This window comes from uncultured Sphingomonas sp. (assembly GCF_936927845.1).
Taxonomy (GTDB): domain Bacteria; phylum Pseudomonadota; class Alphaproteobacteria; order Sphingomonadales; family Sphingomonadaceae; genus Sphingomonas.
Map to the genome: position 1 here is coordinate 182,694 of NZ_CAKZHV010000066.1, position 12,862 is coordinate 195,555.

Genomic DNA, 12,862 nt, shown 5'->3' on the forward strand with positions numbered 1-12,862 from the left:
GCTAGTGATAGGCAACACGAGCGGCACGGCACCTTCGCGGAGACGGGAACGGGCATGAACGTCCTCTTTATCGAAGACGATCGCATGAACCGCCGAGTCGTGCGCGACATGCTCGATGTCGCGGGCGCGCAGATGGAAGAGGCCGAGAGCGCGGAGATCGGGCTCGAGCGGATCGAGGCCGAGGACTTCGACATGATCCTCGTCGACCTGCGGATGCCGGGCATGGACGGGCTGACCGCGATCGGACACATCCGCGCGCGCGACGACGCCAAGGCGAAGCTGCCGATCATCGTCGTCACCGCCGACCGGGCGGTGGACCTGCGCGAGCGCTGCCTGGCGGCGGGTGCGGATGACGTAATCTTCAAACCGGTCGCGATGGACTCGCTGTTCGAGGCGATGGGTCGGCTGCTCGCGGCCGGCGATGACGACGACCTGATTTAGTTGAAGCGTTCGGGCGGACGCGGCAGCGCGGAGCCATTCGCCGCCGTTGGTGCGCGGCGCCCGGCGTCCTGATCCGGCGCGGGCGCCCAGCCGGTCAGGAATACGATCTCGAACCGCTCGGGCGTGCGGCCTCCCAGATCGGCGCGCGCGGCAAAGGCAGTGGCGGCGCGGGCAATGGTTTTGCGGGTGAGCGGGGTACGATCCTGCAGGACGTTGCTCGCTGCCATTCCGCGCAGATCGTCCAATAGCCGGCCAAGCGTCGCGTAGCGGACGGTCAGCGACTCGGCGTCGGCTACGGGCAGGCGAAATCCTGTGCGCAGCAGCAGGTCGCCCGCCGAGCGGACCTCCACCTGCGGGTGGATGCGCATTGCCGGTCGTTCCGCTTCCGCCTCGCGCAAAACCGCGCGCAACGTCGAAAGCGATCCTGCGCCGAGGAACGCGCCGAGGAACAAGCCGCCGGGGCGCAGCACGCGGCGGATCAGCGTCATCGCGCCCGGCAGGTCGCTGATGGTATCGAGCGTTCCGGCGGCGACCACGAGATCGAAGCACGCATCGGCGAAGGGCAGCCGATCCTCGTCGCCCTGCACGCCGCGTGCCGCTCGCGCGAAGGCGTAGCCTGGGTCGAAGCGCGCGACGCGGGCGCCCGCTGGCGCTTTCAAGCGCGCGTCGAAGCAGCCGAGGTCGAGCACGTCGTCGAACCCGCGCAACACCGCGGAGAGCCGCTCCTCGATGCCGTCGAGCATGACCGCGCGGACGAAATCGTGTTCGCCGAACGATGCCGCCGCACGGTCGCGCTGGCGTCGCCGCGTGGCGCGGTCGAAGATTTCGGGTGGTGCCGTCACCCGGCCGCTTGTGGCGACTGCCTGGCCCTGCGACAAGGGGTTGGAGGAACCGCGATGCACGTGTCGGGCAAGGTGCTGGCGTTGCTGCGCGACCTCGCGCTCCCGCCGCGCTGCGCGGGATGCGGCGAGATCGTCGGCGCGGCGCATCGGTTCTGCGCGCCGTGCTGGTCGAGCCTGCGGTTCATCGGACCGCCGTGGTGTGCAGGCTGCAACGTGCCGTTCGAGCACGACCGCGGTGAGGGGATGCGATGCGCGCGCTGCCTGGCCGATGCGCCCATGCACGATGGGGTTCGCGCGGCGGTCGCCTATGGGCCGGTCGCGCGCACGGTCGCGCTTCGACTCAAATACGCGCGGCGCACCGCTTACGCCGAAACCGCCGCCCGGCTGATGGTGCGGCACCTGCCGCCCGCCACGACCGTGCTGGTGCCAGTCCCGCTGCACCGGTCGCGGCTATGGCAGCGGGGGTACAATCAGGCAGCGCTGATCGCCGATCATCTGTCCCGCCTGAGTGGGGTACCAAGCGATCGTACCTCGCTCGTCCGCCACCGCGCCACCGCGCCGCTGCGCGGCCATTCGCGCCGCGCGCGCGCTGAGGCGGTTCGTGCCGCCTTTCGCATCAGTGGCGATGCGCTCGCCGGACATCACGTCGCGCTGGTCGACGACGTGTATACGAGCGGCGCGACCACCGACGCGTGCACCGGCGTGTTGTTGCGCGCCGGAGTCGCAAGTGTGACGATCCTCGCCTGGGCGCGTGTGCTGGACAACGAGCGCGAGCGCGACGCGTTCGAGGCAGTGGATTGACAAGCGGCGTGGACGACCACAATTCGGAGCGATGGCACAGGTCGAAATTTACACCAAAGCGTTCTGCCCGTATTGCGCGCGGGCGCTGCGGCTGCTCGGCGACAAGGGCGTCGACGTGCAGGAAACCGACATCACGATGGATCGCACCAAGCGCGAAGAGATGCTCGGCCGCGCCAACGGGCGTACCACCGTGCCGCAGATCTTCATCGACGGTCACCACGTCGGCGGCTGTGACGACCTGATTGCGCTGGAGCGCGCGGGCAAGCTTGATCCTATGCTCTCCGCCTGAGGCCGGCAGGCGCACCCTCGTGATTGTCTTTGATCTGCGCTGTTCGGGCGATCACGTGTTCGAAGCGTGGTTCGCGTCGAGCAGCGCATTCGAGGATCAGCGCGCGCGCAGGCTGGTGACGTGTCCCGTGTGCGGCGCGACGGAGGTGGAAAAGGCGGTCATGGCACCGCGCGTTGCCGCCAAGGGCAACAGCACCGCCGCCGCGAAGCCCGACATCGCCGGGATGATGCGCGCGATCGCGACGGCGCAAGCGGCGGCGCTCAAACAGTCGCGCTGGGTCGGCAGCGACTTCGCCGATGAAGCGCGCGCCATCCATAACGGCGAGAAGCCAGACACGCTGATCCACGGTCAGGCGACACGCGAAGAGGCGCTCGCACTGGCCGACGACGGCGTACCGATCGCGCCCCTGCTGGTGCCGATCGTTCCTCCTGACATGCTCAACTGAGCCGGGCTTCCAGTTGGTCTGGAGCGGCAGTGGCAAGCGGGGTTGCAAGCGCGCGATCAATAAGCCCGGTTGATCCGCGAAAGGCTGGAGCCACAAAGCGTTGGGCCTCGATATGCCGCGTAGCGGGATGGTCGCACCGGCTTGAAACCCGCGCGACGATCCCGCCGAACATCGCTCATGCCGTTGCCGCGATCACGCGCCCGCTGCGCTCCAGCTTGTTCCAGCCGACGACCCAGCCCCCGATCGCCGAGGCGATCGCGCGCAGCACGACCCAGTACATGATCTGGCGATAGATCAGCCGCTGCGCGACGAGCAGGTGCGCGGGGTAGCGCGCCTGGTGTCCGTCGAGCACGTAGGCAACCCAGCCGCACAGCACGTCGATCGCGGTGAACGCGAGCCAGTAGAGCCCCATGGTGCTGACATCGCCGCTGGTCTGCGCCCAGCCGTGCTGCGCGACGCGGAGTGCCGTGCCGACGATCGAGAGCACGAGCGCGAGATCGATCAGCGGCGAAATCGCGGCAAACAGGATCTGGAACAGCCACGCCTGCGGCATGCCCACGAACGCCAGCCCGCGCGGGCGCCGCCGCTTGAGGATGCCGCGGTGCTTCCACAGGCATTGCAGCGTACCGAACGCCCAGCGATAGCGCTGCTTGGCGAGCGCGCGGAAGCTCTCGGGCGCCTCGGTCCAGGCGATCGCACGCGGGTCAAAGGTGACGCGCCAGCCAGCGCGCTGGATCGCGATCGTCAAATCCTGATCCTCGGCGAGCGTGTCCTCCGGGTAGCCGCCGACCGCGTCGAGTGCGGCGCGCCGCCACGCGCCGACCGCGCCCGGTACAACGGTGATCGCGTCGAACCCGGCAAGCGCGCGACGCTCCAGGTTCTGAGAGGTGATATATTCCACCGCCTGCCAGCGCGTGACGAGATTGATGCGATTGCCGACGCGCGCGTCGCCGGCGACCGCGCCAAGCCGGGGGTCGGCGAACCAGCGCGCGAGCCGCCGGATCGTCTGCGCCTCGAACTGCGTGTCGGCGTCGAGCGCAATCACGATTTCACCGGTCGCGTCCTTGAGCGCGCGATTGAGCGCGGCTGCCTTGCCGCCGTTTCTGAGCGTCAAGAGCGTGACGCGTGCGTCATCGCCGTACGTCTCCGCGACGATCGCGCTAGTACGGTCCTTCGATCCGTCGTCGACGACGATCACCTGCAACGCGGGATAGTCGCTGGCGAGCACGCGCGCGACCGAAGCGGCGATTACGCGTTCCTCGTTGAACGCCGGGATGATCACCGACACGCTGGGGGTGAACACCGGCGGTTCGGGCCGCTTCTTGCGGCTCTGGAGCCAGGCCAGCGCCGCCATCATCACGCCGCGCGCAATCCCTAAGCTGATCGCGACAAAGAACAGCCAGCCGAGCAGCGCCGACAGCGCGGCGAGCGCGATGAATACTGCGACATCGGTGCGAACCGCGAGCAGGTCGTGCCCCGACACCTTCGGCATCGCCTGCGCCGGCGATACGCCGACGAGCTCGGAGGCGGTGACGAAGCGGTAGCCCTCTGCCTGCAAGGTCGCGATGATGCGCGGCAGCGCCGCCACCGTCTGCGAGCGGTCGCCGCCACCGTCGTGAAGCAGGATGACGTTGCCGGAATTCTCCGGCGTCGCGGCGTGGACCTGATCGAGCACTTGGCTGACGATCGAATCGACGCCGGGGCGCTGCCAGTCGTTCGGATCGACGTGGAGCCCGACCACCGTATAGCCTGCCTGCTGCGCGGCGAGTGCCGGGCCGAGTTCGTCGGTGGTGGTCGGCTCGGCGTCGCCGAAATAAGGCGCGCGGAACAGGCGCATCGAGCGCCCGGTATAGGCCTGCACCATGCGCTGCGTCGCGTTCATCTGCAGGTCGGTCTCGCGCGCGCTGGCGGCGGCGAGATTGGGATGGGTGTAGGTGTGATTGCCGATCTCGCCGCCGTCGGCGATGATGCGGTTAAGCAGTCCGGGATGCTCGAGCGCATTCTCGCCGATTACGAAAAAGGTGCCCGGCACGTGCGCCTGTTCCAGCACGTTCAGGATGCGCGGGGTCCAGGTACCGTCGGGTCCGTCGTCGAAGGTGAGCGCGAGCTTCTTGGGATCGGCCGCGCCCGCGCGCCGCACGACATAGGGCGTCGGCAGCGCATCGTAGCGTTCCTGCCGGATGATGCCGGCGGCGTCGGTCGCGATCGTGCGATGGCCGGTCTGCGGCGTTGCGGTGATCCGCAGGATCTCGCCGCTGCCCTCGACATCGGTGTTGAGCAACTGGTTGAGCGTCGACAGATCGGGCTTGCCGCCGGTGCGGAACGCGCCCAGGTCGGACCAGAAGCCAGGGTCCTCGCTGCCGAGCCGCCACAGCGCGACGTCGCCGATCCCCAGGCGTTTGAGCACCTGCATCTGGTTCCAGTTCGTCGCGGCATCGAGCATCCAGATCGCGTGATGCGTGCCGTTATCGTCATAGGCGAACCCCGCATTGCCGCTGGCGGGATCGAAGCTGATCGAGGCGTCGCTATCGTGCGCCGCCAGCCATGCTTCCTCCATCGTCAGCGCGTCGGTGTCGTCGCCGTGCCAGTCGTAGCCATAGCTGCCGAGGGCGACGACCAGCTTCTCGCGTCCCACCCGCTTCAGCGCGTCCTGCACCTGCGCGACGAACCAGTCCTGCGCCGCGATCGGTCCCGCAGTGCCGCCCTCCCAATGCTGGTCATAGGCCATGAAGATCAGCTTGTCGGAGGCGCGCGCGAGTTGCGCGAGCGGCCACGCCTCGTCCTCCGCCGGGGCGGTGATCGCGAGCTGCGATCCCTTCGGCAGTGCCACGCGCACGTTGCGCAGGAAGCGCAGATAATCGGGCATCGCGCTTTCGGGCAGCGTTTCCAGGTCGAGCACGACGCCGCCATAATGACGCTGGGCGACCATCTGCCCGAGTTTGAGGGCAAAGCTGCGCCGTGCGGCGGTGTTGTGCAGCAGCGCGGCGGCGCCTGCACCATCCCAATCGGCGTTGCCGAAATTCTGCACCATTGGCAGCACCTTGGGCGGATGCGGCATCGCTGCGATCATGCGGTTGAAGCGGACGTCGTCGTTGACCGACACGCGGTGCTGCGGTCCCGACACCGTGATCAGCGAGGGCACGACCCAGTCGAGCGAGCCGACGTGGCGACGCAGCGACGCGATGCTTGCATCGTCGCCGGGCGAGTAGAAGCCGATGCTGAGCGCAGTGTTCGAAGCCTTGCCGGCACGCCGGGGCAGCCAGGCAGCCAGGCCATGACGTGGCGGGCTGCCGCGCAATTGCGACGCGTGCGGCTGCGGCATCGGCAATGCGAGGTCACGCTCATGCGGTACGCGCACCAGCGTCGAGGCGAAAGCAATCGCGGCGAGGATCACCGACAACAGGATCAACCCCAGCAGCCGCTTCGACCAGCGGCTGCGCCGCCCGGTCGGATCGAAGAAAACGGGCGCACGCATGGCTCAGTATGCTCCCGGTCGGGTCGGCGGCGTGATGGTGGTGAACATGATGAACGGCTCCCGGTACGGGCTTCACACCCGATGCTGCCGGGCTACGCCTTGAGCAATGGCGCGCCGCTGAGGCGCAGCTTAACTTCGTGTCATGTTGCCGCGTTGCCGCGCGTGTTCATGGACGTTTGTTCATGCGACGCTCAGCGCGTGAACAGGCGCCGGCGGGCAGGGAGGCGAGGCGACAAAGGACACCCGCCATGGCCACCAACCCGCTGCACGTGATCGTCGGCCGCTTGATCGGCAAGACTCCCGCCGCGCTCGACGCGGAAGAGCAGCGCGTGCTCGCGACCATGCAGGAGAAGCGCCCGGTCTCGCGCGACGCCGCCGACGTGGCCGACGATGTCGCGACCTTCGGCGATCGCCTGTCGGACAAGGTGGCGGCGGTCGGCGGATCGTGGAGCTTCATTGTCGCGTTTACCGCGATCCTGCTCGGCTGGATGCTGATCAACAGCGACGTGCTGACCCATTGGGGTCACGCGTTTGATCCGTATCCGTACATCTTCCTCAACCTGATGCTGTCAACGCTCGCCGCGGTGCAGGCTCCGATCATCATGATGAGCCAGAACCGGCAGGCGGCGAAGGACCGGCTCGCCGCACGACTGGATTATGAGGTCAATCTGCGCACTGAGCTCGAGATGCTGCGGCTACACGACAAGATCGATCTCGCGGTCGCGGCGCGGCTCGATGAGGTGCTGGAGCAGTTGCGCGGCCTTCCCGTGCCATCGCCCGCCTCGCGCCGCGCTTGACAGCGGGCGCCGTTTATCGGCGTCGTGAAACGAGCTGAAAGGGAGCATGCGCGTGGCGAACAAGATCCTGCTGGTCGAGGATGACGCCTCCACCGCCGATTTCATCGCCAAGGGGCTGGGCGAGGAAGGCTTCGTCGTTGACCGCGCGACCAACGGCCGCGACGGGTTGTTCCATGCGACGGACGGCAGCTATCACTGCATCGTGCTCGACCGCATGCTGCCGGGCATGGACGGGATGGCGGTGCTCGCCGGCATGCGCGGGGCGGGTGTCGAGACGCCGGTGATCGTATTGTCCGCGCTCGGCGCGCCCGAGGACCGGATCAAGGGGCTGACCGGCGGCGCCGATGATTATTTGACCAAGCCGTTTACGTTCGCGGAGCTGCTGGCGCGCATCCGCCTGCTGATCCGGCGCGGCGCGCCCACCAACGCGCCCGAGACGCTGCTGCGCTGCGACGATCTGGAGATGGATCTGCTCGGCCGGCGTGTGCGTCGCGGCGGTCGCGCTATCGACCTGCAACCCCGCGAGTTCCGGCTGCTCGAGTTCCTGCTACGCCACGTCGATCAGGTGGTGACGCGCACCATGTTGCTCGAAGGCGTGTGGGATTATCATTTCGACCCAGGCAGCAACGTGATCGACGTGCACCTGAGCCGATTGCGCAAGAAGGTGGACGAGGGGTTCGCGCGCCCGCTGCTCCATACGGTGCGCGGGGCGGGGTACCGGCTGGGCGTCAACCCGTGATCGGGCGCGGGGCGGCGTGAACGCACGCTCGACCACGCTGCGCATCGCTGCTCTGGTATTCGTGCTGCAACTGGCGGCGGCGACCGTGCTGCTGCTGGGCGTCGGTGCGATCGTGCGGCAGCAGAGCGCGGCCGACGCTGCCGCGACCGTCGACGTGCTACGCGACGATCTGGTCGCCAGCTACGCCCGCGGCGGCCAGCGGACGCTGATCGAGACGGTGGCGCTGCGCTCCAGCCGGCGGATCACGCCCAACACCGTCATGTTGCTGGTCGACCGTCGCGGGCGGACGCTGGCGGGGAATCTCGACGGCTGGCCCGCCGGGCTGAACGGTGAGACGCGCGCGGTCGAGGTTCGGCAGACCCGCCGCGGACACGCCCAGCCCGAGGCCATGCGCGTCCGCGTCTCGCGATTGGCAGGCGGCGAGCGGTTGCTGACCGGCGTGATCGTCGAGGAAGACCGGCGGTTGCTGCACCAGCTCGAGGCAGCGACATCGGTCGCGCTCGCGCTGGCGGCGCTGTTCGCGGTGCTGGCGGCGGCGCTGACCGCGCGCATGATCGCGGGCCGCATCGGGCGCACCGTCGTGACCCTCCGCGCGGTGCGCGACGGCGACTTCCTCCGCCGCGTCGAGCAGCATCGCTCGGGTGACGCATTCGACGAGCTGGCCGGCGAGGTCAACGCGACGCTCGACCGGGTCGAGGCGCTTCTGGGCGAATTGACGCTCGCGACCGACGCGCTGGCGCACGACCTGAAATCGCCGCTCACCCGCCTGCGCTCGGCGCTGGAACGCGCCGCGGTCGAGGTGCGTGAACCCGCCGCGCAGGAGGCGGTCGATCGCGCGGTAGCCGAGGGCGAGCGCTTGCTCGCGATGGTGGAAACCGCGCTCAGGATCACGCGCGCCGAGGCGGGAATCGGCCGCGACGCCTTTACGCCCACCGATCTCGCCGACGAGCTCGCGCAGATCGCCGAAATCTACGGCCCGCTCGCGGAGGATCACGACCGCGCGATCATCGTCGACGCACCGGCCACGGCGATCGTGCCGGTGCATCACGAACTGTTCGGGCAAGCGCTCGGCAATCTCGTCGACAATGCGCTGAAATACGGCGCGGGCACGATCACGCTATCGCTTGCCGCGGCACCACGCGCGGTGATGGTCAGCGTCGCCGACGAAGGCATGGGCATCCCGGCCGAGCGCCAGGCGGAGGCGCTGCGCCGCTTCGGTCGGCTCGACGAGGCGCGCAGCGCGGGCGGCTCGGGGTTGGGCCTGTCGCTGGTCGCCGCAGTGGCGCGGCTGCACGGCGGCACGATCCGGCTCGGTGACGCAGCGCCGGGTCTGCGCGTCGAGATCGAGCTGCCGACCGCCGCATGAGCGTGCTAGGTGCGCGGCCATGACGATCGCCCATCACCACGCTGCCGACGATGCCCCGTGGTGGCAGCGCGGCACGATCTACCAGATCTACCTGCGCTCCTTCGCTGACGCGAACGGAGATGGTGTCGGCGACCTGGCAGGGATGGAAGCGCATCTCGATCACGTCGCGTCGCTCGGCGTCGACGCGATCTGGCTGTCGCCGATCTTTCCCTCGCCGATGGCGGACTTCGGCTATGACGTCGCCGATTACTGCAACGTGTCGCCGTTGTTCGGCGATTTGGCCGCGTTCGACCGGTTGATCGCAGACGTTCACGCGCGCGGGCTCAAGCTGCTGCTCGACTTCGTGCCCAATCACTCGTCCGACCAGCATGCGTGGTTCCAGGCGAGCCGATCGTCGCGGAATGATCAAAAGCGCGACTGGTACATCTGGCGCGATCCTGCCCCCGGCGGCGGTCCACCCAACAACTGGATCAGCGATTTCGGCGGATCGTCGTGGGAATATGACGACCACACCGGCCAATATTACCTTCACGCGTTCCTGAAGGAGCAGCCCGACCTCAACTGGCGCAACCCCGACCTGCGGGCGGCGATGCTCGAGGTGCTGCGTTTCTGGTTCGACCGCGGTGTCGATGGGTTCCGCATCGACGTACTCTGGCACATCGTGAAGGCGGACGGGTTGCCCGACAACCCACCCAACCCCGCATGGCACGCCGGCATCACCGAGCGCGACAGACTGATCCAGCTGCACTCGACCGACCAGCCCGAGGCGCACGACATCGCGGCTGAGTTCCGCGCGCTGGCGGACGATTACGGCGCGCGCGTGCTGGTGGGCGAGATCTTCCTACCCAACGACCGACTGGCGCGCTGGTACGGCACGCCCGAGCGGCCCGAGGTGCACCTACCGTTCAATTTCGCGCTGATCGAGACACCGTGGCAGGCAGACGTGCTCGCGCGTGTGATCGATGATTATGAGCGCTCCGTGCCGCCGCACGGCTGGCCCAATTGGGTGATCGGCAGTCACGACGCGCCGCGGATCGCCGCGCGCGTCGGCGAGGCGCAGGCGCGTGTCGCCGCAATGCTGCTGCTCACCCTGCGCGGCACGCCGACGCTCTACCAGGGTGACGAGATCGGCATCGGGTCGGTAACGATCCCGCCAAACCGTATCCGCGACCCGCAGCATTTCCGCCAGCCGACACTCAACATCGGGCGGGACCGGTCGCGTACGCCGATGGCGTGGGACGATCGCGCGAACGCCGGCTTCAGCAGTGTCGAGCCGTGGCTGCCGCTGCACGACGATTGGCGGACGCGCAATGTGGCCGCGCAGGCGCGTGACGCGGGTTCGATGCTGTCGCTCTACCGCGATCTGCTGGCGTTCAGGCGCGCGACGCCGGCGCTGTCGCTCGGGGGCTATGCACCTGCCCAGGCGGACACGGACGTGCTCGCGTTTGAGCGGACGCACGGCGAGGAGCGTCTGTTGGTCGCGCTCAACCTGTCGACCTCGCCAAGGCGCTTGATCCTGCCTGCGGGAACGATCATCGCCGCGGTCATGCATTCGACGCTTCCGCCACGCACGCCCGATGGCACGCTCGCGCCCGATGAGGGACTGATCCTGCGGCTGACCCGCGCGTGACCATTCGCGTCGCGATGCTGGCCCCGATCGCGTGGCGCACTCCACCGCGTCATTACGGGCCGTGGGAACTAGTCACCTCGTTGCTGACCGAGGCGCTGGTGGAACTGGGCGTCGACGTGACGCTGTTCGCTACGCTCGACAGCGTGACGTCGGCCAAGCTCGACGGTGTCGTGCCCGCATCCTACAACGAAGACCCGAGCGTCGACGCCAAGGTGTGGGAATACCGTCACCTCTCGCACGTGTTCGCGCGTGCGGGTGAGTTCGACATCATCCACAATCAGGCCGATTTTCCCGCGCACGCGTTTGCGCCGCTGGTGGACACGCCGGTCGTCACGACGATCCACGGCTTCGGCAGCGACCGCATCCTGCCGATGTACGAGCCGTATCAGGACCGCATCCATTACGTCGCGATCAGCGACGCCGATCGCCATGCAAGGTTGCGCTACGCCGCGACCATCCATCACGGCATCTCCGTCAACGATTTCACGTTCGATGCGGCGGGAAGCGATGATCTGCTGTTCTTCGGGCGCATGCACCCCGACAAGGGCGCGGCGGAAGCGATTGCGGCGGCGAAAGCGAATGGGCGCGCGCTCGACCTCTACGGCATCGTGCAGGACCAGGGTTATTTCGACCGCGCGGTCGCGCCGCACCTCGACGGCAGCACGATCCGTTACCACGGCGCGGTCGGCGGCGAGGCACGGGTGCGCGCGCTGGGGCAGGCGCGCGCGCTGCTTCACCTAATCAACTTCGATGAGCCGTTCGGCTTGTCGGTGATCGAGGCGATGGCATGCGGCACGCCGGTGATCGCGATGCGGCGCGGGTCGATGCCTGAGCTGATCGAGCACGGCGTCAACGGATTTCTTGTCGACAGTCTCGACGAGGCAGCGGCGGCGATCGACCGCGTGGATGAGATCGATCGCGCCGCCTGCCGCCAAACCGTCGTGGAACGGTTCAGCGTGCACCGGATGGCCGAGGAATACATGGCGCTCTATCGCCGCATCCTCGGCCATTAAGGGCTTACGGATTACCCTTGCCGCCGTTGCCGCCGACCGCGCCGCCGGTGGTGTAGCTCGACTCGCCCGACGCGAGCAGGACGTAGTGCGCGGCGAGTTCGGCCGGCTGCCCCGCGCGGCCGAGCGGTTGCGTCTGCCCGAACTCGCCCATCTTGCCCGGCAACTGCCCGCCCGCGACCTGTAGCGGCGTCCAGAACGGCCCCGGCGCGACCATGTTGACGCGGATGCCGCGCTTGGCGAGCTGCTTCGCCAGCCCCTTGGTGAAGATCAGGATCGCGCCTTTGGTGGAGGCATAGTCGAGCAGCTCGGGCTCGGGATCGTAGCTGTTGACCGATCCGGTGTTGATGATGACCGAACCCGGCGGCATCGACGGGATCGCCGCCTTGCTGATGCGAAACATGGCGAAGTAATTGGTCTCGAACGTGCGGACCATCTGTTCGTCGCTGATGTCGAAGATGCTTTCCTTGCTCTGCTGGTACGCCGCGTTGTTGACCAGGATATCGAGCCCGCCCAGTTGCCGAACCGCGCCCGCCACGATCTTCTCGCAATTGTCACGGCTGCGGATGTCGGCGGGCAGCAGCACCGCCTTGCGCCCCGCGGCGCGGATCAGTTGTGCGACCTCCTGCGCGTCGGGCTCCTCGGTCGGATAATAGTTGATCGCGACATCCGCACCTTCGCGCGCGAAGGCGATCGCGGCGGCGCGGCCGATCCCGCTGTCGCCGCCAGTGACCAGCGCCTTGCGTCCGGTGAGCTTTCCCGAACCACGATAAGATGTCTCGCCGCAATCGGGCCGCGGCGTCATCTTGCTCTGCAATGCCGGCCACGGCTGGCGCTGCTCGGCGAACGGCTTGTTCGTGTATTTGGTGCGCGGGTCCTGCAATCCCGCCGCCGGTGTCCCCTGCGCTGGCACCGCTCCGGTGCCGCCCTGCGCGTCAGCCGCCCCGCTTCCCAGCACCATGCCGGCTGCCGCGGCCGCACCGCCCAATACCGTACGCCGCGTCGTTCCCGTGTCGTCCATCGCCAT

General features: G+C 68.1%; 12 protein-coding genes. 9 read left to right on the forward strand and 3 right to left on the reverse strand.

Going from position 1 to position 12,862, the window contains the following annotated elements; all coding sequences use genetic code 11:
- The first annotated feature begins 54 nt into the window (after positions 1-54).
- On the forward strand, positions 55-441 hold the full coding sequence (locus Q0579_RS14725; RefSeq protein WP_298813679.1) for a response regulator: 387 nt from the start codon (positions 55-57) through the stop codon (positions 439-441).
- Here the strand turns inward: Q0579_RS14725 and Q0579_RS14730 are convergent.
- Positions 438-1,319, reverse strand: a complete 882-nt coding sequence (locus tag Q0579_RS14730; RefSeq protein WP_298813758.1) for a class I SAM-dependent methyltransferase — start codon at positions 1,317-1,319, stop codon at positions 438-440. The genes Q0579_RS14725 and Q0579_RS14730 overlap by 4 nt on opposite strands.
- Positions 1,320-1,337: 18 nt before the next feature.
- Between Q0579_RS14730 and Q0579_RS14735 the strand changes: the two genes are divergently transcribed.
- From Q0579_RS14735 to Q0579_RS14745, 3 genes are read left to right on the forward strand one after another with little or no spacing between them, the layout of a single operon-like run.
- On the forward strand, positions 1,338-2,084 hold the full coding sequence (locus tag Q0579_RS14735; protein WP_298813681.1) for a ComF family protein: 747 nt from the start codon (positions 1,338-1,340) through the stop codon (positions 2,082-2,084).
- 31 nt (positions 2,085-2,115) lie between these two features.
- Positions 2,116-2,373, forward strand: a complete 258-nt coding sequence (gene grxC / locus Q0579_RS14740) for a glutaredoxin 3 (protein WP_298813682.1) — start codon at positions 2,116-2,118, stop codon at positions 2,371-2,373.
- A 19-nt stretch (positions 2,374-2,392) separates the two neighbouring features.
- Complete coding sequence (locus tag Q0579_RS14745) at positions 2,393-2,818, forward strand: DUF1178 family protein (protein WP_298813684.1); 426 nt, start codon at positions 2,393-2,395, stop codon at positions 2,816-2,818.
- 175 nt (positions 2,819-2,993) lie between these two features.
- Here the strand turns inward: Q0579_RS14745 and Q0579_RS14750 are convergent, their stop codons facing one another.
- Positions 2,994-6,293 carry a glycosyltransferase gene (locus Q0579_RS14750; RefSeq protein ID WP_298813686.1) on the reverse strand — a complete coding sequence of 1,100 codons (3,300 nt, stop codon included), beginning with the start codon at positions 6,291-6,293 and terminating at the stop codon, positions 2,994-2,996.
- A gap of 248 nt (positions 6,294-6,541) precedes the next feature.
- Between Q0579_RS14750 and Q0579_RS14755 the strand changes: the two genes are divergently transcribed.
- The 5 genes from Q0579_RS14755 to Q0579_RS14775 are packed head-to-tail and all read left to right on the forward strand — an operon-like array spanning position 6,542 to position 11,838.
- Positions 6,542-7,090 carry a DUF1003 domain-containing protein gene (locus tag Q0579_RS14755; RefSeq protein ID WP_298813688.1) on the forward strand — a complete coding sequence of 183 codons (549 nt, stop codon included), beginning with the start codon at positions 6,542-6,544 and terminating at the stop codon, positions 7,088-7,090.
- Positions 7,091-7,142: 52 nt separating this feature from the next.
- On the forward strand, positions 7,143-7,829 hold the full coding sequence (locus tag Q0579_RS14760; RefSeq protein WP_298813690.1) for a response regulator transcription factor: 687 nt from the start codon (positions 7,143-7,145) through the stop codon (positions 7,827-7,829).
- A gap of 16 nt (positions 7,830-7,845) precedes the next feature.
- On the forward strand, positions 7,846-9,195 hold the full coding sequence (locus tag Q0579_RS14765) for a HAMP domain-containing sensor histidine kinase (RefSeq protein WP_298813692.1): 1,350 nt from the start codon (positions 7,846-7,848) through the stop codon (positions 9,193-9,195).
- A gap of 19 nt (positions 9,196-9,214) precedes the next feature.
- Positions 9,215-10,825 (forward strand): alpha-amylase family glycosyl hydrolase, encoded by a 1,611-nt coding sequence (locus Q0579_RS14770; RefSeq protein ID WP_298813694.1) that lies wholly within the window; start codon positions 9,215-9,217, stop codon positions 10,823-10,825.
- Positions 10,826-10,827: 2 nt separating this feature from the next.
- Positions 10,828-11,838: a glycosyltransferase family 4 protein gene (locus tag Q0579_RS14775; RefSeq protein ID WP_298813760.1), complete on the forward strand. Its 1,011-nt coding sequence runs from the start codon at positions 10,828-10,830 to the stop codon at positions 11,836-11,838.
- Positions 11,839-11,842: 4 nt separating this feature from the next.
- Here Q0579_RS14775 and Q0579_RS14780 read toward each other — a convergent pair whose 3' ends face one another.
- Complete coding sequence (locus Q0579_RS14780; protein WP_298813696.1) at positions 11,843-12,856, reverse strand: SDR family oxidoreductase; 1,014 nt, start codon at positions 12,854-12,856, stop codon at positions 11,843-11,845.
- Between the last annotated feature and the right edge of the window lie 6 nt (positions 12,857-12,862).

Coding starts and splice junctions, on each gene's coding strand:
- Q0579_RS14725 (WP_298813679.1), top strand. CDS start 55: ATGAACGTCCTCTTTATCGAAGACGATCGCATGAACCGCCGAGTCGTG.
- Q0579_RS14735 (WP_298813681.1), top strand. CDS start 1,338: ATGCACGTGTCGGGCAAGGTGCTGGCGTTGCTGCGCGACCTCGCGCTC.
- grxC (WP_298813682.1), top strand. CDS start 2,116: ATGGCACAGGTCGAAATTTACACCAAAGCGTTCTGCCCGTATTGCGCG.
- Q0579_RS14750 (WP_298813686.1), bottom strand. CDS start 6,293: ATGCGTGCGCCCGTTTTCTTCGATCCGACCGGGCGGCGCAGCCGCTGG.
- Q0579_RS14755 (WP_298813688.1), top strand. CDS start 6,542: ATGGCCACCAACCCGCTGCACGTGATCGTCGGCCGCTTGATCGGCAAG.
- Q0579_RS14770 (WP_298813694.1), top strand. CDS start 9,215: ATGACGATCGCCCATCACCACGCTGCCGACGATGCCCCGTGGTGGCAG.
- Q0579_RS14780 (WP_298813696.1), bottom strand. CDS start 12,856: ATGGACGACACGGGAACGACGCGGCGTACGGTATTGGGCGGTGCGGCC.